General features: G+C 59.6%; 21 protein-coding genes and 1 pseudogene. 13 read left to right on the top strand and 9 right to left on the bottom strand.

Annotation, left to right across the window (positions count from 1 at the left end; genetic code table 11):
* Nucleotides 1-94 precede the first annotated feature (94 nt).
* The 5 genes and pseudogenes from ABLV76_RS17495 to ABLV76_RS17475 all read left to right on the top strand — a co-directional run bounded on the left by ABLV76_RS17495 (nt 95) and on the right by ABLV76_RS17475 (nt 5814).
* The gene (locus ABLV76_RS17495; protein WP_048294337.1) at nt 95-1114 is read left to right on the top strand and encodes a LacI family DNA-binding transcriptional regulator; all 1020 of its coding nucleotides are present in this window, start codon (nt 95-97) and stop codon (nt 1112-1114) included.
* A 429-nt stretch (nt 1115-1543) separates the two neighbouring features.
* Complete coding sequence (locus tag ABLV76_RS17490; protein ID WP_002892597.1) at nt 1544-2467, top strand: sugar ABC transporter substrate-binding protein; 924 nt, start codon at nt 1544-1546, stop codon at nt 2465-2467.
* A 32-nt stretch (nt 2468-2499) separates the two neighbouring features.
* Nucleotides 2500-3984 (top strand): sugar ABC transporter ATP-binding protein, encoded by a 1485-nt coding sequence (locus ABLV76_RS17485; protein ID WP_004202401.1) that lies wholly within the window; start codon nt 2500-2502, stop codon nt 3982-3984.
* A gap of 19 nt (nt 3985-4003) precedes the next feature.
* Nucleotides 4004-5026: an ABC transporter permease gene (locus ABLV76_RS17480; protein WP_025999105.1), complete on the top strand. Its 1023-nt coding sequence runs from the start codon at nt 4004-4006 to the stop codon at nt 5024-5026.
* A gap of 184 nt (nt 5027-5210) precedes the next feature.
* Nucleotides 5211-5814, top strand: a pseudogene (locus ABLV76_RS17475) (hypothetical protein).
* A gap of 53 nt (nt 5815-5867) precedes the next feature.
* On the opposite strand, the gene ABLV76_RS17470 reads toward ABLV76_RS17475, so the two are convergent.
* The 5 genes from ABLV76_RS17470 to ABLV76_RS17450 all read right to left on the bottom strand — a co-directional run bounded on the left by ABLV76_RS17470 (nt 5868) and on the right by ABLV76_RS17450 (nt 12382).
* Nucleotides 5868-6878: a LacI family DNA-binding transcriptional regulator gene (locus ABLV76_RS17470; protein ID WP_243813541.1), complete on the bottom strand. Its 1011-nt coding sequence runs from the start codon at nt 6876-6878 to the stop codon at nt 5868-5870.
* 23 nt (nt 6879-6901) lie between these two features.
* A complete protein-coding gene (locus tag ABLV76_RS17465; RefSeq protein WP_049117075.1) occupies nt 6902-8302 on the bottom strand; it encodes a sucrose-6-phosphate hydrolase in 1401 nt (466 codons plus the stop codon).
* On the bottom strand, nt 8302-9672 hold the full coding sequence (locus ABLV76_RS17460) for a sucrose-specific PTS transporter subunit IIBC (protein WP_004202407.1): 1371 nt from the start codon (nt 9670-9672) through the stop codon (nt 8302-8304). The genes ABLV76_RS17465 and ABLV76_RS17460 overlap by 1 nt, the downstream gene beginning before the upstream one ends.
* Nucleotides 9673-9776: 104 nt before the next feature.
* Nucleotides 9777-11294, bottom strand: coding sequence for a carbohydrate porin (locus tag ABLV76_RS17455; RefSeq protein ID WP_004202408.1), 1518 nt, complete (start codon nt 11292-11294; stop codon nt 9777-9779).
* Nucleotides 11295-11458: 164 nt separating this feature from the next.
* Nucleotides 11459-12382: an aminoimidazole riboside kinase gene (locus tag ABLV76_RS17450; RefSeq protein WP_065696681.1), complete on the bottom strand. Its 924-nt coding sequence runs from the start codon at nt 12380-12382 to the stop codon at nt 11459-11461.
* Nucleotides 12383-12620: 238 nt separating this feature from the next.
* Here ABLV76_RS17450 and ABLV76_RS17445 point away from each other — a divergent pair, with 238 nt between their 5' ends.
* The 3 genes from ABLV76_RS17445 to ABLV76_RS17435 all read left to right on the top strand — a co-directional run bounded on the left by ABLV76_RS17445 (nt 12621) and on the right by ABLV76_RS17435 (nt 14886).
* A complete protein-coding gene (locus ABLV76_RS17445) occupies nt 12621-13262 on the top strand; it encodes a Crp/Fnr family transcriptional regulator (protein ID WP_004202412.1) in 642 nt (213 codons plus the stop codon).
* Between the two features lie 137 nt (nt 13263-13399).
* Nucleotides 13400-13744 (top strand): DUF3302 domain-containing protein, encoded by a 345-nt coding sequence (locus tag ABLV76_RS17440; RefSeq protein ID WP_004202413.1) that lies wholly within the window; start codon nt 13400-13402, stop codon nt 13742-13744.
* A complete protein-coding gene (locus tag ABLV76_RS17435; RefSeq protein WP_348878403.1) occupies nt 13744-14886 on the top strand; it encodes an HlyD family secretion protein in 1143 nt (380 codons plus the stop codon). Before ABLV76_RS17440 ends, ABLV76_RS17435 begins: the two co-directional genes overlap by 1 nt.
* Before the next feature lie 41 nt (nt 14887-14927).
* Here the strand turns inward: ABLV76_RS17435 and ABLV76_RS17430 are convergent, their stop codons facing one another.
* The 3 genes from ABLV76_RS17430 to ABLV76_RS17420 are packed head-to-tail and all read right to left on the bottom strand — an operon-like array spanning nt 14928 to nt 17929.
* Entirely contained in the window at nt 14928-15725 is a 798-nt protein-coding gene (locus tag ABLV76_RS17430) for an ABC transporter ATP-binding protein (RefSeq protein ID WP_348878402.1), read from the bottom strand.
* Nucleotides 15722-16750, bottom strand: coding sequence for an iron ABC transporter permease (locus ABLV76_RS17425; RefSeq protein WP_074194124.1), 1029 nt, complete (start codon nt 16748-16750; stop codon nt 15722-15724). Before ABLV76_RS17425 ends, ABLV76_RS17430 begins: the two co-directional genes overlap by 4 nt.
* 60 nt (nt 16751-16810) lie before the next feature.
* Nucleotides 16811-17929, bottom strand: a complete 1119-nt coding sequence (locus ABLV76_RS17420; RefSeq protein ID WP_017898794.1) for an ABC transporter substrate-binding protein — start codon at nt 17927-17929, stop codon at nt 16811-16813.
* A 269-nt stretch (nt 17930-18198) separates the two neighbouring features.
* On the opposite strand from ABLV76_RS17420, the gene ABLV76_RS17415 reads away from it, so the two are divergent.
* Both ABLV76_RS17415 and ABLV76_RS17410 read left to right on the top strand, forming a co-directional pair.
* Nucleotides 18199-18588, top strand: a complete 390-nt coding sequence (locus ABLV76_RS17415) for a hypothetical protein (RefSeq protein ID WP_002892699.1) — start codon at nt 18199-18201, stop codon at nt 18586-18588.
* A gap of 178 nt (nt 18589-18766) precedes the next feature.
* Complete coding sequence (locus ABLV76_RS17410) at nt 18767-19222, top strand: RcnB family protein (RefSeq protein ID WP_023319887.1); 456 nt, start codon at nt 18767-18769, stop codon at nt 19220-19222.
* A 60-nt stretch (nt 19223-19282) separates the two neighbouring features.
* Here the strand turns inward: ABLV76_RS17410 and ABLV76_RS17405 are convergent, their stop codons facing one another.
* Nucleotides 19283-19870: a YSC84-related protein gene (locus tag ABLV76_RS17405; RefSeq protein ID WP_017898792.1), complete on the bottom strand. Its 588-nt coding sequence runs from the start codon at nt 19868-19870 to the stop codon at nt 19283-19285.
* Between the two features lie 233 nt (nt 19871-20103).
* Here ABLV76_RS17405 and ABLV76_RS17400 point away from each other — a divergent pair, with 233 nt between their 5' ends.
* The 3 genes from ABLV76_RS17400 (at nt 20104) to ABLV76_RS17390 (ending at nt 23160) form a co-directional block, all read left to right on the top strand.
* A complete protein-coding gene (locus ABLV76_RS17400; protein ID WP_043519414.1) occupies nt 20104-21282 on the top strand; it encodes a M20 aminoacylase family protein in 1179 nt (392 codons plus the stop codon).
* A gap of 19 nt (nt 21283-21301) precedes the next feature.
* Complete coding sequence (locus tag ABLV76_RS17395; protein WP_004202434.1) at nt 21302-22078, top strand: ABC transporter substrate-binding protein; 777 nt, start codon at nt 21302-21304, stop codon at nt 22076-22078.
* Between the two features lie 128 nt (nt 22079-22206).
* Nucleotides 22207-23160, top strand: a complete 954-nt coding sequence (locus ABLV76_RS17390) for an aldo/keto reductase (RefSeq protein ID WP_004202435.1) — start codon at nt 22207-22209, stop codon at nt 23158-23160.
* Nucleotides 23161-23530 lie beyond the last annotated feature (370 nt).

Genomic DNA, 23530 nt, shown 5'->3' with positions numbered 1-23530 from the left:
CCAGAATGGCGAAGGGACGGTGCCACCATAATCGGTTTGCTAAACTCACTGACACTGCCGTTTTGATGTATTTCCATCATTGAAGAGAGGGGCGATGAAAAACATGTCACTGGCGATGCTGGCCAGACAGATTGGCGTCGGCGTGGCCACTGTGGACCGGGTGCTGAACGAACGCGGCGGCGTATCGCCGCAGACCACGCGCAAAGTGCTGCAGGCGGCGCGGGAGGCGGGGCTGAAGCGGATCCTGCCGGAGGAGCACCGCTTTCCGTGGCAGATTGAGCTCTTTCTCAGCAGCAATGACTCGTTCTTTTTTCCGCAGCTGGCGCAGGATTTCGCCGCCGTCGCGGATAGCCTCGGCTATCGCCGTCTGACCCTGCACCGCACCTTTGTCCCGGAGTCGCAGCCGGCGACCCTGGCCCGGCGCATTATGCGCAGCTGCCAGCAGCGTCAGGGGATCATCGTCTTCGGCAATGACCACCCTGTGGTGCATGACGCGCTGCGCCGCTGCCGGGAAGCGGGCGTCCCCGCCATCACCCTGGCGACGGATCTGCCCGGCGCCGACCGGCTCTGCCACGTCGGGATCAATCAGCTGCAGGCTGGCCGCACCGCGGGGTTAATGATGGGGAGAATGACGCCGCGGCCCGGGGAGGTGCTGATGGTGAGCGGCCGGGAGGATTACAGCGCGCATCGCCTGCGCATCCAGGGGTTCCGCGAGGTGCTGAGCCAGCGCTTTCCCCACCTGCAGCTTAATGAGGTGCTGGCGGGCGAGGAGCGGCGGGAGCAGATCACCCGCCTGCTGGAGCAGGCTCTGTGCCGCAGCCGGCATATTGTCGGGATCTATAACACCGGGCTTGGCAATACTCAGATAGCCGAGGCGCTGGCTCGCCACCGCCGCGAAAGCGACGTCTGCTGGATCACCCATGAGCGCTACAATACCACCCGCCAGCAGCTGGCCCGGGGCAGCCTGGCGTTAACGCTCGATCAGAACACCCGCCAGCACGCCCAGCTGGCGATCGACCTGATGCTGCGCCATCTGGAGTCCGGCTATCAGCCGCAAACCTATGCCGACGGGAAAGTCGACTTTATCCTCTACAGCGCCGAGAACGTGGACTAAGGCGTGCGGCGCCTCCCTTCCTGACAACACTGATTTCCCCGGCGGGTAAATGCCAACCCCGCCGGGGGCAATCGCTTTAAAGCGTTGTCTGCCTCTCATTTTTCGCTCATTTATGCAGCAATGTTAGATGTCTGTCAAAATTCTGTTACTGCATAGTTTTAAAATTTTCATTTCAGTTATTTACTTATAAAAGTTTCAAATGTCTTGTTAATGAAATAAATGGTCTGGAATTCATGGTGTGGCATAAATGGACTGATGTTTCAAAAAAGTGGTGATAAAACAGCCATTATTTGTGATTCCGATCACGACGAAATGCGGAAAACCCCGCAGCGCCGTCGCCGTCACAACAGACATTTGTCGCAACCTGACTGAAATTAATTTTTCATTTTGTTTCATTCACCGGCGTACCTACAAAATCAAGGATCAACTATGAATATTAAGAAAACGATTGTTGCCTCTTTGTTAGCCTGCATGCTGCCTGCGGTGGTTATGGCAAAAGATGTCTCCATTGGCGTCTCGATGGCGCTGTTTGACGATAACTTCCTGACGATCCTGCGTACCTCGATGCAAAAAGAGATGAAAAAAGATGGGGTGAAATCGCAGATCGAGGACGCGAAAGGGGATGTCTCCCAGCAGCTGCAGCAGGTGCAGAACTTTATCGGCCAGGGGGTGGACGCCATTATCGTTAACCCGGTGGATACCAATGCGGTGAAACCGATCATGGATCAGGCCACCAAGGCCGGGATCCCGCTGGTATTTGTGAACCGTCGCCCGCAGGCGGAGCTGACCGACAAGATGGCCTATGTGGGGTCGGACTCGATTCTCGCCGGCCGTCTGCAGATGGAAGCGCTGGCGAAAGCGATGAACGGTAAGGGCAATGTGGCGATCCTGCTCGGCGACCTGGCGAATGAATCCACTCGCGACCGCACCAAAGGGGTGGAAGAGGTTGTCGCCAAATACCCGAACATCAAAATCGTGCAGAAGCAGACCGCGAAATTCACCCGCAATGACGCCGTGGACGTGGTCAGCAACTGGATGACCAGCGGCGAGGATATCCAGGCCATCGCCTCCAACAACGATGAAATGGCGATCGGCGCCCTGCAGGCGCTGGGTAAAAACCCGAACCATATTCTTATCGCCGGCGTGGATGGCACCCCGGATGCGCTGCAGATGCTGAAGAGCGGCAAGATGATCGCCACCATCTTCCAGGATGCGAAAGGCCAGGGTGAGGGCGCCGTAGACGCGGCCATCAAGCTGGCGAACGGTGAGAAAGTGGAGAAAATCATCGACGTGCCGTATCAGCTGATCACCAAAGAGAACATGGCTGAATTTACCAATCGTAATCAGAAATAATCCTGGCCAACCCGCTGTACGGAGGTGGATGTATGAACGCTTTTGCCCTTGAAGCCGAAGGTATCAGTAAGTTCTTCCCCGGCGTGAAGGCGCTCGATAATGTCTCATTACGCGTGCGCCCGGGAACGGTGCACGCCCTGATGGGTGAGAACGGCGCCGGTAAATCCACGCTGATGAAGTGCCTGATCGGTATCTATCGCCCGGATAAAGGATCGATTCGCGTGAAAGGTGAGCCGGTGGAGTTTACCGACACCATGGATGCGCTGCGCTCGGGGATATCGATGATCCACCAGGAGCTGAATCTGGTGCCGCATATGACGGTGGCGGAGAATATCTGGCTGGGGCGCGAGCCGATGAAGTACGGCTTTGTCGACCACGGCCAGCTGACCCGCCAGACCCAGGCGCTGCTGGATAAGCTGAATATTCGCTTAACCGCCGACCGGCTGGTGGGCGACCTGAGCATCGCCGCCCAGCAGATGGTGGAGATTGCCAAAGCGGTCTCATGGAACGCGGATATTGTGATCATGGATGAGCCCACTTCGGCGCTGACCGAAGGCGAGGTAGCTCACCTGTTCACCATCATCCGCGACCTGCGGGCTCAGGGCAAAGCGATCATCTATATCAGCCATAAAATGGATGAGATCTTCGCTATCACCGATGAGATCAGCGTCTTTCGCGATGGGACCTGGGTGGGGAGCAAAAACACCACCGAATTTACCCGCCAGTCGCTGATTACCCAGATGGTGGGCCGCGAATTAACCCAGCTGTTCCCGAAATTTAATAACACCATCGGCGAAGAGGTGCTGACGGTACGCAATCTGACGCGCCAGGGCGTGTTCCATGATGTCAGCTTTACCGTGCGTCGCGGTGAGATCCTCGGCGTGGCCGGGCTGGTGGGCGCCGGGCGCAGCGAGGTGATGGAAAGCCTGTTTGGCATGGAACGCTTCGACAGCGGCGAAGTGCTGATCGACGGGGCGCCGGTGACCATTGATTCCCCCTCCGTGGCGATTGAAAAGGGAATGGCGTTATTAACCGAAGACCGTAAAAAGTCGGGCCTGTTTCTGGTGCTGTCGGTGCTGGAAAATATGAGTATCGTCAAAATGCCGGAATATATCGGCAAGAGCGGTTTTGTCCAGCACGTGAAAATGGCCGAAGACTGCATGGAGCAAATCCGTCGGCTCAATATTAAAACGCCGACGATGGATCAAATTATTAATAACCTCAGCGGGGGGAATCAGCAAAAAGTTCTGATTGCGCGCTGGCTGTTAGCGCAACCGAAAATCTTAATTCTCGATGAGCCGACCCGCGGCATCGACGTCGGGGCGAAGGCGGAAATTTATCATCTTATCAGTGAACTGGCGAACCGGGGGGTGGCGGTCATTATGGTCTCCTCTGAGCTGCCGGAAATCCTTGGCATGAGTGACCGGGTCATGGTGATGCATGAAGGCCGTATCACCGGCATCCTGGAAAAAGACGAAGCCGACCAGGAAACCATTTTGTCGTTGGCATCCCATTGAGGCACAGAGAATGAGTAATATGAAATTAACGGCGGCTCCGGCCAGCGAGGGTTCCTCCTTCTTCGCTAATTTGCGGCATAAAATGCCGAAAGATACCGGCATCTTTGTGGTGATGCTGGTGATTGCCCTGACCTTTGAAATCGCCGGCTGGTATGTTCGCGACCAGTCGTTCCTGCTCAATACCAACCGCCTGGTGCTGATTGTGCTGCAGGTGGCGATCATCGGCATCATCGCCGTCGGCGTCACCCAGGTGATCATCACCACCGGGATTGACCTCTCCTCCGGCTCGGTTATCGCCCTCGCAGCGGTGGTGGCGGCGAGCCTGGCGCAAACCTCCGACAGCCTGTCGCCAATGTTCCCGGCGCTGGTCAACCTGCCGGCGGTGATCCCGATTTGCGCGGGGATCGGCGTCGGCCTGTTGTGCGGGCTGACCAACGGTTTCCTGGTGACGCGAACCGGCATCCCGCCATTTATCGCCACCCTCGGGATGATGGTCTCGGCGCGCGGTCTGGCGCAGTATTACACCCAGGGCAATCCGATAAGCTTCCTCTCCGACAGCTTTACGGCGATAGGCCAGGGGGCGATGCCGGTGATCATCTTCTTCGTGATTGCCGCAGTGTTTCACATTGCGCTGAAGCATACCCGGTATGGCAAATATGTGTATGCCATCGGCGGCAACATGACCTCGGCCAAAGTGTCCGGCATCAACGTGAATAAATACCTGGTGATCGTCTACACCATCGCCGGGGCGCTCTCCGGGCTGGCTGGGGTAGTGCTGGCGGCGCGCGTCAGCAGTGGCCAGTCCAGCATGGGGATGTCCTACGAGCTGGACGCGATTGCCGCGGCGGTGATCGGCGGCAGCAGCTTAATGGGCGGGGTGGGGCGCATTACTGGCACCCTGATTGGCGCGATGATCCTTGGCCTGATCAAGAGCGGCTTTACCTTTGTCGGCGTCGATGCCTACGTGCAGGATATTATTAAAGGGATCATTATCGTCGCGGCGGTGACCATCGACATGCGCCGCAACCGGAAAAAACGCTAATCTTATCAACTGGCGGCAACGGCGAAGCGCGTCGTTGCCGCCAGCCCTGTCCAGAAATAAACAAAATACGTCCCGCCAGGCGCCGGCTGTCTATTTTTCCCGCGCTGCGCATCCTGTACAGTTTCGCGACTTTTGTTGTCCATTCGCCAGGGGGCCACGCCTTGCCCCCTGTTTCTGGAGTCGTATGAATACACCATCCTTAATCAAATCCTCGCCGCTCTCGCGACCGGGGAGAAAGGGCATTATCGTCAGCCTGCTGGCGGGACTGGCGATCCTGATCCTCAGTCGGGGCGTGAACCTGCCGGCCAGAGAGGTTTACCGTGAGATGCATACCCGGCAGCTGGAGGAGGATGCGCGGTGGGTGGCGGAACGCCTTGAACAGCGGATGAACACCCCCGCTCCGCAGCGGGAAGCGACCTGGCCGCTGGCGGTGATGCGCGCCGATCTGCATACCCTGGCCCGGCAGCGGCATTATCGGCTACTGCTGGTGAATGGCGACGGGCATCTGCTGGCGGCATCGCATGCGTTGCCGGCCAGCGTGCTGGCCCAGGTGCAGGCACAATTCCCGCGGGAGATGCAGCCGCCGCTGTTCGGCAGCCATTACCAGACCATTCAGCCCTTCGCCCCGCATCAGCGGATGTTAAGCCGGGCGCTGAACGGCAATGCCGGCCTGGCGGGCTGGAATCTCGTGATGCTGGCGCCGGACGGCGGATTGCCCTCGCTGCTGATGGCTTACCGCTGGCAGGTAACAATTGGCCTCGGCGTGGTGCTCGCCAGCGTGCTGCTGACGCTGAGGCAGGCGGCGCGCGCCCGGCGAAAACGCTAATCGCCGCCGGCGTCGTCAGACATGGCGAAACTGCAGGGTAGCGGGCAGATAGCGCTGGAGCGGCTCCGGCGCCTGGCCGTCGATCAGCTGGCTGAGCAGATCGTAGCAGTGCCAGGCCAGCTGGCGATTATCCTGCTGCACGGTATCAATGCGCAGGGAAAGTGAATCGTACAGATAGTGATCGTCGAAGCTGGCGAGATGAATATTGGAGTCCAGCAGATGGTGCTGGCTCATATAGCGCAGGACCCCTTCCAGCAGGCCGCAGGCCGCGGTGAACAGCGCCTTCGGCGGCCGTCCCAGCCGCGCGCAGAGCGCGGCGAACATCTCGTAGCCGGAGCTGGGGTGATAGTTGCCGTTGATCACCCATTCGGGACGCAGCGTAACCCCCGCCTGAGCCAGGCCCTGGGTGAATCCCGCCAGCCGGTCGCGCGAAGGCGATAGCCGCGGCTGGCCGCCGAGAAACCAGAACTCGTCCGCATGCTGAGGGGCGATGCGGGAGATCAGTTCGGCCGTTGGGGTGACCGAGTCAGTCATCACCAGCGGCAGGGCGCTGTCGCTGGGGGAGCGGTCAAACAGCACCACCGGCAGCTGTTCGCTGAGCTTCAGGTAGTCGGCATCGCTGTGCATGCACGAGGCGACGATCAGGCCGTCGACCTGGCGGGCAATCATGTTATTGACCACCACGCTCTCCTGGCCGGGGTTTTCGTCGGTGCAGGAGATAAGCAGCTGCACGCCGGCTTCCCGGCAGAGCGTCTCAAGCTCATGGGAGAAAACGGCAAACCCGTAGTTGGTGATTTCCGGCACCACCAGGCCAATGGTATGGCTGCGGTTATCACGCAGCGAGCGCGCGTGAATGCTCGGCTGATAGTGCTGCTCGCGGGCGATGGCCAGCACGCGCTCGCGCGTCTCCTGCGCCACGCGCAGCTCTTTGCCACGACCGTTGAGTACCAGGCTGGCGGTCGCTTTGGAGACGCCCGCCAGTTCGGCGATATCTTTGATAGTTACGCGTTTGGTTTTCATCAGCACCCGGGAGCCTGAAAGCAAAACGCTTATTCTACCATGCATGGCCGCAGCAGCCAGCGGCAGAATGCCACCGGCGTCGCACCGCTGAAGATGAGCTGCCCCGGATAGCCCGGGAAGAAGCGGCTGCTCATTACCCCTTCGCCATCGTTGATGAAAATTTCCACACTGGAGCGGTCGATAAAGATCTGCAGCCGCCGCGCCTCGCCGCGCCAGTAGCGATGATGCATCTCCGCCGTCTGCAGGCCGCGGCGCGACAGGCGCAGGCCGTCGCGGTTGACGGTGAGCTGCAGGGCGCCGGCAAAATCCAGCCCCAGCGTGCTGTTGGGGGCGATGTCAAAGGCCAGCTCCATCGGGGCGAGGGGCAGGGTCTGCCCGCGCCAGCCCTGGGCTTCCCCGCGCAGGGCGGTCAGTTCGCGCAGCGGACGCTGATACAGGGCACCCGACTGCCAGGCCAGTTCGCGCACGCAGGTCATCTGGTGGATCCATCCCTGCGCGCGGGTGGGCTGATGCATCTCTTCCCCGTCCGGGACGCCCATCCAGCCGACCAGCAGGCGGCGGCCATCTTCGGCCAGCATGGTCTGCGGCGCGTAGAACTCAAATCCGCTGTCCAGCTCGTGCAGCGGGCCATGGTCGAAGGCGCCGCGTTCGGCGTCGAAACGGCCTGCCATCCACACCGCAGGATAAGTATTGAGAAAACGCTGTGCTTCGCGGGCCAGCCCCTGCGGGCAGCAGATCAGCAGGTGGGTGTCCGCCAGCGGAAACAGGTCCGGGCACTCCCACATGTAGCCACCGTTCGCCAGGCCGTTAACGTCATGCCCGGCTATCTCGCCCACCAGGCGCCAATCCCGCAGGTCGCTGGCGGTAAACAGCAGCACTTTGCCGCGCTGTTGCACATCCTGCGCCCCGAGGACCATGTACCAGCGCCCGTCCTGGCGCCACACCTTAGGGTCGCGTACATGGCCGGTATAGCCTTCCGGCAGCGGCAGTACCGGCCCCAGCTTGCTGAAGGTGCCATCGGCATTTTCCGTCGCCAGACATTGCCAGGCGGTGCGCCCGCCGTCGGGGAACTTCACGTTGCCGGTGTAGCACAGGGTCAGGGTACCCTCGAACTCGACTGCGCTGCCGGAGTAGCAGCCGTTGCGGTCATACTCTTCATCCGGCATCAGGGCGATAGGTTCATGCCGCCAGTGCAGCAGGTCGGCTGAGCTCCAGTGTCCCCAGCACTTATAGGTGTGGTCGCAGGCGAGCGGGTTCCACTGATAAAACAGGTGATAACGCCCGGCGACCTGGCAAAAGCCGTTGGGATCGTTCAGCAGTCCGCTGACCGGCGCCAGATGCCATTGCGGGTAATGGTCGTCGGCCAGCGCCTGCGGCTGGCCCTGCATAACGGCCTGCAGGATCGCAGGCAGGCGTGACGGTAATGACATTATTCAGCGTCCGTTTTGTATTTCAGCGTCAGAGAGAGTACGAATGCCACGGCGAAGGCGATCGCCATCCCGATAATGTAGTTCAGCAGCGAACTGGCCTGCACGATGGCCATTCCCGGGATCGCCGTCAGGCCCACCGCGGTCATGTAGACGTGCATCGACACCACCCAGGCGCCGCCGGCGGCACCGCCCACCAGTGCGGCGATGAACGGTTTCACAAAGCGCAGGTTAATCCCGAAGATCGCCGCCTCGGTGATCCCCAGCATCGCCGAAAACGCCGACGGCAAGGTAATGGCTTTGATTTTGGCATCTTTGGTTTTAAACCACACGGCAAAGCAGGCGCCGCCCTGAGCGACGTTGGCCATCGCCCAGATAGGCAGCAGGAAGTTGACGCCGATCGACGGATTGCCGAGCAGACCCGCCTCAATGGCATGGAAGCTGTGATGGATACCGGTAATGACGATCACCGAATAGAGGCCGCCGAACAGCAGGCCCGCCAGCCAGCCGGCATGGCTGATAAGCGTGCTGAGGATAAACGAAATGCCGTCGCCGAGCGCGCGCCCGGCCGGGCCGATCAGCAGCAGGGCGATAAAGCCAGAGATAATCACCGTCAGGAACGGCGTGAGGATCAGATCCAGCGCGTCAGGAATAACGCGGCGCAGCCGTTTTTCGACAAGGCTCATAAACCACACCGCCAGAAGCACCGGGAAGACCGTGCCCTGATAGCCGATCATCGCCACTTCGATGCCGAAGAAATTCATGGTGTGGAAGCCGGCGGCTACGCCCCAGGCGTTGGTCAACGCCGGGTGGGTGAGGATCCCGCCGAGGGTCGCGCCCAGATAAGGGTTGCCGCCAAATTCGCGGGCGGCGGTAAAGCCGATCAGGATCGGCAGAATAATAAACGCCGCCGAGCTGCACATATCCAGCATGATATAGATAGCGTTGCCCGGGTCGACCCAGCCGTAGGTTTTCACCATCCCCAGCAGGCCCATCAGCAGGCCGGAGGCGACGATGGCGGGAATAATCGGCACAAAGATGTTGGACAGCAGGCGGGCAATGCGCTGGAACGGGTTCAGCTTTTTCGCCGCCAGGTCGGCGGCTTCGGATTTGCTCGATTCGCTGATGCCCGCCGCCTGGATAAAGGCAGCATAGACTTTATTGACCACCCCGGTGCCGAAGATGATCTGCATCTGTCCGGCATTACGAAAGCAGCCTTTCACGCCGTCGATTTTGCCAATCGCCTGCTGGTCGGCGAGCGCGTCGTCGACCAGCACCAGCCGCAGCCGGGTGGCGCAGTGCGCGGCGCTGGCGATATTTTCCTTGCCGCCCAGCAGGGGAAGCAGTGAGCGGGAAATCTGTTCAAAATCCATAGTACCCTCTGAATGCATGATGATATGGCGTGGGCGGCGCCGGCCATGGCTGGCACCGCGAACCTTATATTTATGTTTTACTTACCCTGTCGCCCGGGTTCACGTCAGAACCAGGTCTCCATTTGCATACCGAACGACCATTCGCCGCCCGATTTGAACCCGTTGCTGCCTAACGCGTCGTCGTTGGCGTAGTTATCCAGCTTTTTGCTCCAGTCCATCCACGATGTATAGAAGCGGATCTCCGGGCGCGAGAAGAAGTCGCCGATGCTGCCGACCTTGAAGGTTGGGGCGAAGGTCAGCTTGTAGAAGCTGCCATTGACCGCATGGCGATCGTTGTAGCCTTCAGGCTGCAGATCCATGTACTGATAGCTGCCCTCCCAGGCGAGGGCGAAGTTCTGCGTCACTTCCTGAATCAGACGCAGGTTGAGAGTGGCCCACTGATAGCTGTCGCCATCGACATAGCGATCTTTACTGCTCTGCGCCAGCACGGCCGGGGCAATAAACCAGCGATCGCTCAGCGGGGTGGTGCCGTAGCTGGCGAAACGCCAGGTGTTGGCTCCCGGACGCAGCGCGCCGTCGGAGCCGATGCCTTTGACCTCGGCGCCCAGGCCGTGACCGTACAGCAGGGCCGTTTTGCTGGTCCCGTCGCGCAGGCCATAGAAGCTCTCATTGTGCAGACCCAGCAGGGCATGAACCCCGGTGTTAGCGGCATCGCCTTTCACCAGATTGCCGTTTGCGTCCTGGCGGTCGTCATTATCTTTCGCCCGCATCCCGCTGACCATCATCTGCACCGGGCCGGCAAAGTTATTCATGCTGACGATATAGTTCTGCACGCTGTTGCTGCTGTCGGCGATATCGCCAAAGTTGCGGCCGTATAACGAGAAGTTGCTGCGCAGGCTGTCGTTCCACTTCACGTCGTAGATCCCGCCGCCGGTCCCGGCGAGGAACACCACATCCGAGTCAATCCAGTGGATATCGAAGTTGTCGCGGTCAAAGCGCTTCCCGGCCCACAGGGTCGAGCCTTTGAACGGACCCTCGAAGGTCGGCAGGTTGCCCAGCTCGACGAACGCCTGGCGCACGTTCAGGTCGCTGCTGCTCGCCGTCCAGTCGTTATAGGTGGTTTGCCCGTCGGCCACCATCACTTTGAACCGGGTGGTCGCCCCGTTGTCCAGGGTCTGCTTATGTTCGAGGTTCATTTCCACATAGGTGTCGGCCTGGTTGCCCAGACGACCAATGGCGCCGCCGGTTTCTCCGGCGGGGGTCATATAGGCCCCGGATTTCGTGCTGGCGGCGGAGTCGTTCATGATCACCCCGGAGCGGGCGTAGCCGTGGAACTCAAAGCCGCCGGGTCGTTCGGCTTTTTCTTCCAGTTGGGTGGTGCGTTTGGCCACCTGCTGGGTGGTGGCCTGGGTTTGTTGCTGCTGCTGGGTTAGCTGCTGAACTTTCTGCTCCGCCGAGGCGGCGCGGCTTTCGGCAGTGCTGGCGCGAGTCTCGGCATCCTGCAGACGTTTTTCCAGGGCGGCGAGACGCGCTTCAATGCTGTTCAGGTCTGTCTGCCCATGGGCGGCGGCGGCGCCGGTTAGCAAAGCAATAAGAATGGCTAACTTCCGTTTTTTATACATGTTGGTGACATCCAAAGGTAAATCAGTGAGTGTGCTAACGTTTGCTAAACCGGTTTAGTTAATATGGTAAACATGTCGGTAATGCGGTGAAAATAAAAATTGCTAAACCGGTTTAAGAATTGTGATGTCGCCAGCAAAGTGGGCCGTTAGCCGGCCCAACGGGATCACAGCGAGCGCTGAAGATCGTCCCTGTAGGGCAGGGCGGTCATGGCGCCTTTGGCGGTGGTGGCCAGCGCGCCGCAGGTTTGCGCCAGCGTGAGGTCGGGAGCCAGGGCGGCGAGGTTGTCAGGGATACCATGGGCGGCGAGTCCGGCGAGCAGCCCGGCGACAAAGGCATCGCCGGCGCCGGTGGTATCGACGGCGACCACCGGGCGGGCAGGGAAGTGGCTAACCTGCCCGCGCAGCGCGGCCTGAACCCCCGCTTTGCCCTGGGTCACCAGCAACAGCGTCGGCTGCAAGCGGGCGTTCAGCCGGGCGATGCCGCTGACGATGTCGTCGCTGCCGCTGATAAAAGCCAGCTCCTCTTCCGAGAGTTTTATGGCGTCGGCGAGGGCCAGCGCCCGGTCGAGACAGTCGCGCAGTTCCTGCGGATCCTGCCACAGGTCGCTGCGGATATTGGGGTCGAAGCTGACATAGCCCCCGGCGCGCTTTATCGCCTCCATCGCCGCGAATGCCGTGCTGCGGCTCGGCTCCGCGCTGAGAGCGATAGAGCAAACGTGCAGCCACTGACCGGCGGCAAACGGCGGAAGATCCTCAGGCGCAAGAAACAGGTCGGCGCTCGGGCGGACCATAAAGGTAAAGGTGCGCTCCCCGTGGCGATCGAGATCGACCACCACCGTGGAGGTGCGCTGCGCCGCATCGAGGCGCATATAGTTCACATCCACCTTCTCCTGCGCCAGGGTGTGACGCATAAAGCGGCCGAAGGGATCGTCGCCGACGCGGCCGATAAACCCGCTATCGCCGCCGAGCCGCGCCACGCCGACCGCGACGTTGGCCGGCGCGCCGCCGGGGCATTGCAGCAGGCGGCCCTCTCCGTCGGGCAGGAGATCGACGACCGCATCGCCGAGTACCCAGATTTTACCATTCATAGGACTAGTTCCTCTTAGCTAAACTTTGTTAAACCGTTTTAGCTAATTAAAGCACAGCCTGGCGGCAAGCGGAACGATCGGCGGACGAAAGGGCGGGGCGAGGGTGAAAAATGTGAGCCAGGCGGAATATTTCGCCACTCCAGATCTGGACTTTTCCTTCCTGACCCGCTTAGGTATAGTTCCACAGGCCGCGGTTAGCCCCGCCGCGGTGATAAAAGGTGAAGGAGTGCGTAGCGCGATGAACCCCAGTTTTGGCGATATTTACGATCGGTACCAGAAGCTGACGCTGACCACGCACCTGCCGGCGGTGATCGCCTGCAGTGAAACCCTGAGCCTGAGTAAAGACCAGCCGTTTCTGCCGCAGCCGGGCTATCTCTATTTTTTGCTGCAGGGGCAAATGACGCTGGCCTTTGGTGACGAGCAGAACCTGATCGGGATTGTTATCGCGCATATGCCGTTAGGGTTGCTGGAACATTATTGTCCGTCGGTGGCGCTCTATTATCAGTGTCTGGGCGAATGCCAGCTGGCGAAAATATCTGCCAGCGATTTTGAACGGATATTCTTTCATTCGTCGCCGGGCTATATGCAAGAGCTGACCACGATCCTGGCCTATATGGGTATATTTGCCCTTGATGCCCACTATGAACGCGGCAGCCAGACTAGCTTTCAGACTATTAAGTCGATGCTGTCGCGCTATTTATATCGCGGTGAAATCGATGGCGGGCAACATGAAAGTCTGTCGGCATTTATTATTAAACGGACCAATCTCTCGCGCAGCTATGTTTATCAGGTGCTGGCCGCCCTGCGCGAGGGGGGATATATCACGGTGAAAAAAGGCAAACTGATTTCCATCGACCGCTCTATTCCTGAGAAATTCTGATTCAGATTCGTCGGCTCCCCGACATAACGTCGCTAAAATCCGCCCGGGGAAAGCGCTAAGCGCGCGTTTTCTCCCGGCCCTGCTACGCCTGAATCTGGCCGTTTTATTTATTTAACCTTGCACTCTGGAGTTATTTTATGACCCTGGACTATGTGGCGCTGGCGATTCTGATCGCCGTGGCCTTAATACTTTTTTATGGCGTGATTGTTATTCACGATATTCCTTATGAAATCGCCAAAGAGCGGCGCCATCCTCATCAGGATGCGATTCATTATGCCGGCTGGGTCAGCTTATTTACCCTGCATGCCCTGTGGCCCTTGTTGTGGATCTGGGCGACGCTGTGGCGCGAAGATCGCGGATGGGGGATGCGCCGCATCGCCGACGACCAGCAGGTGCTGCATCAGCGTCTGGAAACGGTGGTCCAGCGGCTGGAGCAGGTGCAGCGCGAAGTGGACCTTCTGAAAGCGAAGGAGGCAAAATAATGGAAACGTTAATGTTGCTGACCTACGCCGCGCTATGCATCGTGGTGTTTAAAGTCTTCCGCATCCCGCTCAATAAGTGGACCGTGCCGACGGCGGTGCTCGGCGGTATCGCCCTGATTGGCGCGGTGATTTTCGGGATGAATTACAACTTCCCCTATACCGACGTCGGTAATCAGGTGTTTCGCACCGTACCGATTGTGTCGCAGGTGCGCGGTCGGGTGCAGAGCGTACCGGTGAGGCCTAACCAGAGGCTGCATAAGGGCGATGTGCTGTTTACTCTCGACCCGACGCCGTTCCAGGCAAAGGTGGACGATCTGCAGGCGCAGATTAAAGCGGCCAGCCAGGATGCGCTCTCCCTCAACGCCGCGTTAAGCCAGGCGGAGGCCGAGCTGAGCAGAGCGGTGGCTCAGCGCGACCAGTCGCGGCGGGAGTATGCCCGCTTTCGGGAGGGGCATGCCCAGGGCGCCTTCTCCGATCAAATGGTCGATACCCGTCTGCAGACGTGGAAAGCCGATGAAGCCAGCGTCAGCGCGGCTCAGGCGAAAGTGGTTCAGGCGCGTAACGCGCTGGACTCGGTGGTGAAGGGCAAAAATACCACCGTGGCCTCCCTGCTGGCGCAGTTGCAGAAGGCGCAGTTTCAGCTGGATAACACCGTCGTCCGCGTCCCGGAAGACGGCTATGTCAGCACCGTCGGCTTACGCCCTGGTACCATGTCCACCGCGCTGGGAATGCTGCCGCTGATGACCTTTGTGCCGGTGGAGGGCGACGCCTCGCGGGAGTATGTCGCGGCATTTCGCCAGAACGCCCTGCAGCGTCTGTACAAAGGCGAGCCCGCGGAGCTGATGTTTCCGGCCATCCCGGGCACCGTCTTCCGCGGGGAAGTGGCCGATGTGCTGCCGGCGATTGGCGAGAGTCAGTTTCAGGGCCAGGGCAAACTGCTGACTACGGACGCGCTCAATACCCATGGCCGGGCGCTGGTGGTACTAAAGGTGACCGATCCACGTTTTGCCGAATACGCCCTGCCGCAGGGTGCTACCCTCGAGGCGGCGGTCTACTCAGATCACCTGAAAGAGCTGTCGCTGATCAGGAAGATCCTGATCCGCATGAAGAGCTGGGAAAACTACATCTATCTCGATCACTAAGCCGGCGGGCGCGGGGAGGACCAACCATCCCCGCGCCGCGGTCAGGCCTCGCGGTCCACCAGCCCGTCAATAATCACCTGCCGCACCCCCTGCGAACAGGGTTCAATACGGCCGCGCACGCCATAGACGGCCGCCAGGGTCTCAGGGGTGATGACCGTGGCCGGGGTGCCGTCGCCAAGCAACTGGCCCGCTTTGAGCATCAGCACGTGGTCGGCGTGACGCAGGGCAATATTGATGTCGTGCACCACCACCAGAGTCACGATGTTGCGCCGCCGGGTCTCCCGGCGCACCAGATCCATCACGTGAAACTGGTAGTTGAGGTCAAGCGCGCTGAGCGGTTCATCGAGTAGTAGCAGGCGCGGCTGGCGAATCAGCGACTGGGCGAGACCCACCAACTGTTTTTGCCCGCCGGAGAGCTGATCGAGGTAGCTCATCGCCAGGTGGGCAATTCCCAGCTGTCGCAGCAACGCCATCACCTCTTCCTGCTGCTGGGCGCTGTGGCATCCCCCGGCGGCGCGCTGGGCCACGATAATCGACTCCAGCACATGCAGATGCACGCCGGCGGGGAGCGTCTGCGGAAGATAGACCACCTGTTCTGCGCGACGTGAGAACGGCTGCGTCAGCAGATTTTCTCCCTCCAGGCGCAGCTCGCCGCGGCAGGGGCCCAGTCCCGCCATCGCTCGCATTAACGTCGATTTACCGCTGCCGTTTGGCCCCAGCAGCGCGGTGATTTTCCCCCGCGGCAGATGGGGAACCGTCAGGTTCTCGATCACCTTGCGTCTGGGGTAGCCAGCGCTGAAGTGAGACAGCGACAGCCCGGATAACGTCTGGTCGCTCATACTTGCCCCCGGTGACGTAAAATAATGCTCAAAAAGAACGGGACCCCTACCAGGGAAGTGACGATCCCCACCGGAATAATGGCCCCCGGTATCAGGTTCTTCGAGGCGATGGAGGCCAGGGAGAGCACCAGGGCGCCGATCAGCGCGCTGGCGGGCAGGTAAAAGCGATGATCTTCGCCGAAGAGCATCCGCGCAATATGCGGCGCCACCAGGCCGATAAAGCCGATTGGCCCGACAAAGGCCACCGAAAGCGCCGACAGAATGCTGATCCGCAGCAGCGTGCTCAGGCGCAGACGGCGAACGTTAATGCCAAAGCTGATGGCCCGGTCCTCGCCCAGCCTTAGGGCGGTCAGCGCCCACGCGCTGCGCAGCGACAGGGGCATCACCAGCGCCAGGGCGACCAGCAGGATGGCGACTTTGCTCCAGGAGGCGCGGTCGATGCTGCCCATGGTCCAGAACACCAGCCCCTGCAGAGTGTCTTCATTGGCGATGAACTGCAGCATCGAGACCAGGGCGTTAAAGGTAAAGACCAGCGCGATGCCGAACAGAATGACGCCGGAGGTAGCCACCTGGGTCCAGCGGGTAATGCCATCCAGCAGCAGTGCCGCCAGCAGGGCGAAGATAAAGGCGTTGGCCGAGATAAACCACTGGCCGGGAATACCGGGCAGACCAATACCCAGCACAATCGCCAGCGCGGCGCCAAACGCCGCAGCCGAGGAGACGCCCAGGGTAAACGGGCTGGCCAGCGGGTTATTGAGGATGGTCTGCATTTCGGCACCAGCCAGTCCCAGCGCCAGACCGACGATAATCGCCATCACCGCATAGGGTAGGCGGATATCCCAGACGATGGCGCGAATGCCCGGATCGGCGCTGGCCGGATCGGTTAACGTCTGCCACAGGCTCTGCAGCGGCAGTCCGGAAGGGCCGAGCATAAAATCGAACAGCAGTGAAGCGACAATCAACAGCGCCAGCAGCAGCAACAGCAGCAGGCGGCGACGCACGATATGGCGATAATGATCCATCACGCCAGAAGTCCCGGCGGGCAGCTCGTCGAGCACGGAGTCGGAGGTTAAACGCATGCCGGATTACTCGCTCTGCTGCCAGGAAAAGACGAACGGCTGGTCCGGCAGGTCGGTGAAGTGACGCACGATATAATGGTAAGTCTCATCGGGGTTGAGATCGCGGAAGGCCTGCGGATAGATATCTTTCGCCAGATATTCCATGCCGACAATATTCCACGGATGGTTATAGAAGTGGTGATAGACGCCATAGGCCCGCTTTTCCTGCACCGCCGGGATCTGGCTGACCCCCGGTCGCGCCAGCAGCGTCTGCGCCTGGGCTTTCACCGCCTCCGGCTTAACCTCATAGCCGAGGGGCAGCACCTGGCTGTTTCCGCGCTTCGAGCCGGTCATTATCCAGGCGTCGGGCTTCATGCTGATGATTTTCTCCAGCGAGACGAACCCGGAGGCGCCCGGCAGCAGCTGCGAACCGATATTGTTCGCCCCGACCGCCTCCACCAGCCCGCCCCAGCCGCTGTGGCCGTGAGTAAAGCAGCAGGCGTCGCTGTTGCCGGCCAGCGCTTCCACGAAGACGTTGGCCTTCGGCGTGATGGTCGCGGTTTTCTGGCGAATCGACTGCAGCTGCTGACGATAGTAATCGGTAAAGGCTTTGGCCTGGCTCTCGCGGTTGAGGACTTTGCCCAGCAGGTCGATGCTGGGAGCGGTATCTTTCGCCGGGTCGATCTCATAGTCGACAAACAGCACCGGAACGTGCAGGGCGCTGAGCTTGTCGATGACGCCGCTCTCCATCAGCGCTGGCCTGGCGCGCAGCTGGGCGATCATCAGATCCGGCTGGCGGGCGATGACGCTTTCAAGATCGACGTTCCCTTTGTCGCTGAAGCCCATGTCTAGGATCGTAGCCGACTGCGGCCACGTCGTTTTCAGCATCTGCCAGGTGGCAACGTCCTGCTTTTTCGCCAGATTATTCCATGCCACCAGCCGCTTAAACGGATTGTCCCGGTCCAGCAGGGCGAGGGTCATAATGTCGCGGCCATCCTGCAAAATAATACGCTGCGGCTCTTTAGCCAGGGTGACCTGCCGGCCGTCGAGGTCAGTAACCGTCAGAGGATATTGGGTTGCATAGCTGAAGAAGGGAGTCGCGATCAGCGCAGTAAGCAACAGCGATCTTACTGATTTTCTTGCCATAAAATGAGTTCCGTTTGCCAATTTATAAATATAATGATTCTGAGAATTATTCTCGAGTAAACGTCAACGGCAAGTATATCAAGCGCAAATTTCACGAAATGTAACAAACATGTTGGAAATTATGCCAACGCCGACAGGGCGCACAGCGGCAGCATTTTCTGCCATGGTTGCAGGTCGAAGACGTTTTTCAGGCTAATTCCTAATGTCATCCCCGGTTCGTTGTGCCATCCTGAATACGACTCATAACACGACACGTGAGAGAGGATATTATGAAAAAAGCAATGATTGCGTTATCGGCTATTCTGGTTGCGGCTCCGGTTTTTGCTGCGACAACACATGCAACAGATGATACCGTCGCGGCGGCCAATGCCAATGCCAACACCGCCAAAGAGAAGCTGCATCAGGCCCAGCACGAAGGTGAAGAGCAGCAGCTGAAGGCGAAACATGCGGCCGAAGGCAAACAGGATAGCGTCGGCAGCCAGGTGAGCGAAGGCGCGCAGAAGACCTGGAACAAGACCAAAGAAGGGACTGAGAAAGGTTGGGATAAGACCAAAGAGGTCAGCGAAAAAGGCTGGAACGCCACCAAATCCGGCGCAGAAAAGGGCTGGGATAAAACCAAAACCGGGGCTGAAGAGTTAAAAAATAAAGTGACTGAGTAAGTCCTGATATCAGTCTGAATAAAGGTCGCGAGAGCGGCCTTTTTTATTACTCGTACTCCCCCATAATGCCTTCCCCGACAGCAGAAACCCCAGATGCCAGGAATCGTCCTGGTTAAGCGGATACTCACTCTTTCTTCACATTTTCCCGTTACAAAGAACTTCAATCAGGAGGTGTACGATGAAAAAGATGATTTCTCTGGCGGTAATATTATCCACTGTGCTGAGCGTCCAGGCCTTTGCCGATGGCCCAAACGACGGCCATCGTCCGGGGCAGCCAACGGTGTGGCAGAACGGTTCGGATCATCATGGGCATGCGCCGCAGGGCGGACCTGACGCGCATCATCAGGGTGACCATGACCAGCGTGGCCCGGATCGTGACGGGCATGACAAGCGCGATCAGGCACGGCATGAGCAGGACCATTTCGCCTGGCGCGGTAACGATTTCCGCAAAGGCCACCCGGCTCCGGCGCCGTTCCGTGGCGATGAGTATCGCGTCCGTGACTGGAGCGACCGCGGCCTGCCGCCCCCGCCGGAGGGCCATCACTGGTCCTATATCGACGGTAACTATGTGCTGATCGCCGCGGCGACCGGGATCATCACCTCGATTCTGGTGAGCGGCGCCCTCGGCCACTAAATGCACGTCTCCCAACGCCGGGCAGGGAACACCTGACCCGGCGATGGATCACCGCCGGGGCTACGGGTTCAGTTCGTCATCCGGCCAGTATTTATAGCCATTGACCATCGCCTGGGCGGCCAGCCCCTTGTCGGTGATTTCATAGACGTTCACTTTTGACGGCAGCGAGGAGGTGTCCTTCGCTACGCCGTTCGCGGAGGCGGCGATCGGCGCGATGCCTTTGTCATCATATTTCGCCGCGGCGTTCGCATCGGCGCCGACCATATATCCCTGGCGGATAAAGGTCTCCAGGGCCGCTTTATCATGGAAAACCAGCACCGTGCGTTGCTGTTTAATCCCCATCCCCAGGCCGGCGCCGCCCTGGGCCATTTTCATATAGGTGTCCTTCCCGGTGGCCTTATCCCGCACCACGCCGTAGCCGCTGCCAAATCCGAACAGCAGGATCTTGCTGCTGTTGTTGGCGAAGACCGCATAACCCTTCGCATGCTGAATATCGCTGCGGGCCTCGGGCTGCAGGGTGTAAAGTTTATTGAGGGTTTCGTTGCGCATCTTCTGAATACTGGCCCGCTGCTGGCTGGCGGTATCCCCCTGCGCGCTGCAGCCCGCCAGCGCGGTCATGGCGACGAGGAAAAGCGTCTGTAATCTCATAGAAGTCTTTTTATTTAAATCTGAATACGGCCGGAAATAGTAGGGTAAATAACGGTTAATCCTCCATAAAATAAACATTTATTTTTAAATTTCACCGTTTCGAATGATTTTTACACTGCCGTGAACGCATTATTAAATAAGATGCCGTCATTTCCGATATTAGAAATCCTGCTTGCATAAAGTTTTCACCACGATACCGTGTTAAGTCCTTACGATATTTCCCGGAGAGCGGCATGAGTGATTATGTAATTCCAGAAATTAAAGCGACGGAAGCGGAAATGATTTCTCTGCGTCATTATTTACATGCCAATCCGGAATTAAGTCTGGAAGAGTTTAATACCAGCGAACTGGTCGCCAGCAAGCTGACCGAGTGGGGCTATCAGGTGACGCGCGGCCTCGGCAAGACCGGGGTGGTCGGCAGCCTGAGCAAAGGCGATTCGCCGCGCACCATCGGCCTGCGCGCCGATATGGACGCACTGCCGATCGAGGAAACCACCGGTTTACCCTGGGCCAGTACGGTGTCGGGGAAAATGCACGCCTGCGGTCATGACGGCCATACCACCATTCTGCTGGCGGCGGCGAAATACATCGCCTCGCCGGCCTGTCAGTTCAATGGCACGGTGCATCTGATTTTTCAGCCGGCGGAAGAGGCTATCGGCGGCGCCGATTTAATGATTAAAGACGGCCTGTTTGAGCAGTTCCCCTGCGAACGCATTTTCGGTCTGCACAACATGCCGGGGTTGCCGGTGGGCAAGCTGGGCTTCTACGCCGGCAACTTTATGGCCTCGGCGGATACCGTCAAAATCACCCTTACCGGCTACGGCGGTCACGGCGCCCATCCGGAGCGCACCGTCGACCCGATCGTCGCCGGCGCGGCGCTGGTGATGGCCCTGCAGAGCATCGTGGCGCGCAACGTGCCGCCGGGCGAAACGGCGGTGGTCAGCGTCGGCACCTTCCAGGCCGGTATCGCCTCCAACGTCATTCCGGAGAGCGCGGTGATGGAGCTCAGCGTGCGGGCGATGAAGCCGGAAATCCGCGACCTGCTGATCAAACGTATTCACGAGCTCAGCGAATTTACCGCTAAAAGCTATGGCGCCAGCAGCGCGGTGGAGGTTTACGACTCCTACCCGGTATTAACCAACAGCCCTGAAGAGACTGACTTCGCCCGAGCGCTGGCTCTGGAGGTGTTTGGCCACGAAGGGGTGCTGGAGTCGGTCTCGCCGATGAACGCCAGTGAGGATTTCGCTTTTATGCTGCGCGAACGTCCGGGCTGCTACTTCCTGCTGGGCAACGGCGAGAAGGGGGAGAAAGGCGGCTGCATGGTGCATAACCCCGGCTACGACTTCAACGATGACATTATCACCACCGGCGCGACGCTGTTCGCCCGTCTGGTGGAAAAGCACTGCCGTTAACCTCTGGAGAAGAACTGAAATGAAAAAATCACTACTGCTATGGCTGGCGTTAATGGCGTCGACGTCGGCGCTGGCCGAAGGGGGAAAGGCGATCCGCTTTGGCGTCGACCCGACCTTCGCGCCGTTTGAATGGAAGGATCCGCAGGGCAAGCTGGCGGGGTTTGATATCGATTTAGGCAACGCCATTTGCCAGCAGCTGCAGGCGAAATGCGTGTGGGTGGAAAGCAATTTCGACGGCATTATCCCGGCGCTGAAGGCGCGGAAATTCGACGCCATCCTTTCCGGGATGTACATGACCGAGAAGCGTAAAGCGCAGATTGCCTTTAGCGACAAGCTGTATAACGGGCCGGTGTTCCTCGTGGCGCGTAAAAATACCCTGAAAGGCAATACGCCGGAGCAGCTGAAGGGCAAAACCATTGGCGTCGAGCAGGGCTCGGCGCAGGAGACTTACGTTAATCAGCACTGGCGTCCGCAGGGGATCAACATTGTGGCCTACCAGGGGGCCGATAGCGTGGTGCGCGATCTGGAGTCCGGGCGTATCGACGGCGCGGTACTCTCCGGCATGATGGCCGACTACAGCTTCCTGCAGCAGCCGCAGGGTAAGGAATTCGCCTTTGTCGGCGGCCATCTGCAGGATGATACGCTGTTTGGCGCCGGGGCGGCTATCGGCTTACGTAAAGACGATGAGGCGCTGCGTCAGGAAATAAACGGCGCGATTGCTAAGATCCTTGCCGACGGCACCTATAAAAAATTAGCCAGCAAATATTTTAGCTTTGATGTTTATTCCGGGACATAATGTCTGAGTGTACCCGCGGGCATGGATCGCCCGCCGTAAGATTCCTTTTCTGATTATCCAATCGACCTCCTCTCCTGACCCCTGTGGTTACCTGAGGGAAGCAGAATATAAGCTAAGGAGTACTCGGCATGATGACACGTCCCTTGGGCAAAACCGGATTTTCCATCGCCCCGTTAGTGTTTGGCGGTAACGTCTTTGGCTGGACCATTGATGAAAAAACCAGTTTTGCCCTTCTTGATGCTTTTGTTGACCACGGCTTTGACGCTATCGATACGGCGGATGTTTATTCCCGCTGGGCAGAGGGCAACCAGGGCGGCGAATCCGAAACCATTATTGGCCGCTGGCTGCAGGCGCGTCCCGGCATGCGCGATAAGGTCAAAATTTTCACCAAAGTCGGCTCCGATCTCGGCCTTCCCGGCCATAAGGGACTCAGCAAAGCCTGGATCCAGCAGGCGGTAGACGACTCCCTGCGCCGCCTCAATACCGACTATATCGACCTCTATTTTTCCCACTGGCCGGATCCGCAAACCCCGGTAGCGGAAACGCTGGAGGCTTTCCACAGCCTGCAACAGGCGGGGAAAATTCGCGCGATGGGGGCCTCTAACCTCGATGCAATGCAGCTGGCGGGGGCGCTGGAGGTAGCGCGCAAGGGCGGCTTGCCTGCCTGGCAGGTGCTGCAGCCGGAATATAACCTCTATCACCGCTCCGCGTTTGAAGGCGCGCTGTGCGATCTCTGCGTCAGCCGCGATATCGGGGTGGTGACCTACTACAGCCTGGCCTCGGGATTCTTAACCGGTAAGTACCGTCAGCCGTCGGACCTGGCGCAGAGCCAGCGCGGAGGGGGGATTGGTAAGTACCTGAATCCGCGCGGGATGCGGATTATCGATACCCTGGTGGCGGTCGCGGATGAGCAGGGGGCGAAGCCGGCGGAAGTGGCCCTCGCGTGGCTGATCGGCCGCGAAGGGGTGACTGCGCCGATCGCCAGCGCCACCAGCGTGGCCCAGGTGGAAAGTTTTGCCCGCGCGGTGGCGCTGAGCCTGAGCGCGGAGCAGGTGGCGCGACTGGACAGCGCTAGCGCCTGAGTCACGCCCTCTTCCCGGCGGGGAGAGGGTGGACAAATGGCGCGGACCGCAGGTCGGGTAAGGCGCCAGCCGCCACCCGGCATAAAAGCGGCTCCGTACCCGCTGCCATCGCCCGGCGGCGCTGCGCTTGCCGGGCCTACGATGTGTCAGCCTGTGACAGGGACCTGTAGGCCGGGTAAGGCGCAGCCGCCACCCGGCATAAAGCGGCTCCGTACCCGCTGCCATCGCCCGGCGGCGCTGCGCTTACCGGGCCTACGATGTGTCAGCCTGTGACAGGGACCTGTAGGCCGGGTAAGGCGCCAGCCGCCACCCGGAATAAAAGCGGCTCCGTACCCGCTGCCATCGCCCGGCGGCGCTGCGCTTGCCGGGC

This window comes from Klebsiella sp. GB_Kp047 (assembly GCF_040065235.1).
In the GTDB taxonomy this organism is placed as follows: domain Bacteria; phylum Pseudomonadota; class Gammaproteobacteria; order Enterobacterales; family Enterobacteriaceae; genus Klebsiella; species Klebsiella quasipneumoniae.
This window is presented reverse-complemented; position numbering and strand designations above follow the sequence as displayed.

What these genes read in the sequence shown, in the direction of transcription:
- ABLV76_RS17495 (WP_048294337.1), top strand. Translation starts at nt 95, where the DNA reads ATGAAAAACATGTCACTGGCGATGCTGGCCAGACAGATTGGCGTCGGC.
- ABLV76_RS17480 (WP_025999105.1), top strand. Translation starts at nt 4,004, where the DNA reads ATGAAATTAACGGCGGCTCCGGCCAGCGAGGGTTCCTCCTTCTTCGCT.
- ABLV76_RS17390 (WP_004202435.1), top strand. Translation starts at nt 22,207, where the DNA reads ATGATGACACGTCCCTTGGGCAAAACCGGATTTTCCATCGCCCCGTTA.
- ABLV76_RS17445 (WP_004202412.1), top strand. Translation starts at nt 12,621, where the DNA reads ATGAACCCCAGTTTTGGCGATATTTACGATCGGTACCAGAAGCTGACG.
- ABLV76_RS17400 (WP_043519414.1), top strand. Translation starts at nt 20,104, where the DNA reads ATGAGTGATTATGTAATTCCAGAAATTAAAGCGACGGAAGCGGAAATG.
- ABLV76_RS17455 (WP_004202408.1), bottom strand. Translation starts at nt 11,294, where the DNA reads ATGTATAAAAAACGGAAGTTAGCCATTCTTATTGCTTTGCTAACCGGC.
- ABLV76_RS17490 (WP_002892597.1), top strand. Translation starts at nt 1,544, where the DNA reads ATGAATATTAAGAAAACGATTGTTGCCTCTTTGTTAGCCTGCATGCTG.
- ABLV76_RS17405 (WP_017898792.1), bottom strand. Translation starts at nt 19,870, where the DNA reads ATGAGATTACAGACGCTTTTCCTCGTCGCCATGACCGCGCTGGCGGGC.
- ABLV76_RS17465 (WP_049117075.1), bottom strand. Translation starts at nt 8,302, where the DNA reads ATGTCATTACCGTCACGCCTGCCTGCGATCCTGCAGGCCGTTATGCAG.
- ABLV76_RS17430 (WP_348878402.1), bottom strand. Translation starts at nt 15,725, where the DNA reads ATGAGCGACCAGACGTTATCCGGGCTGTCGCTGTCTCACTTCAGCGCT.
- ABLV76_RS17450 (WP_065696681.1), bottom strand. Translation starts at nt 12,382, where the DNA reads ATGAATGGTAAAATCTGGGTACTCGGCGATGCGGTCGTCGATCTCCTG.
- ABLV76_RS17415 (WP_002892699.1), top strand. Translation starts at nt 18,199, where the DNA reads ATGAAAAAAGCAATGATTGCGTTATCGGCTATTCTGGTTGCGGCTCCG.
- ABLV76_RS17435 (WP_348878403.1), top strand. Translation starts at nt 13,744, where the DNA reads ATGGAAACGTTAATGTTGCTGACCTACGCCGCGCTATGCATCGTGGTG.
- ABLV76_RS17420 (WP_017898794.1), bottom strand. Translation starts at nt 17,929, where the DNA reads ATGGCAAGAAAATCAGTAAGATCGCTGTTGCTTACTGCGCTGATCGCG.
- ABLV76_RS17485 (WP_004202401.1), top strand. Translation starts at nt 2,500, where the DNA reads ATGAACGCTTTTGCCCTTGAAGCCGAAGGTATCAGTAAGTTCTTCCCC.
- ABLV76_RS17460 (WP_004202407.1), bottom strand. Translation starts at nt 9,672, where the DNA reads ATGGATTTTGAACAGATTTCCCGCTCACTGCTTCCCCTGCTGGGCGGC.
- ABLV76_RS17395 (WP_004202434.1), top strand. Translation starts at nt 21,302, where the DNA reads ATGAAAAAATCACTACTGCTATGGCTGGCGTTAATGGCGTCGACGTCG.
- ABLV76_RS17440 (WP_004202413.1), top strand. Translation starts at nt 13,400, where the DNA reads ATGACCCTGGACTATGTGGCGCTGGCGATTCTGATCGCCGTGGCCTTA.
- ABLV76_RS17410 (WP_023319887.1), top strand. Translation starts at nt 18,767, where the DNA reads ATGAAAAAGATGATTTCTCTGGCGGTAATATTATCCACTGTGCTGAGC.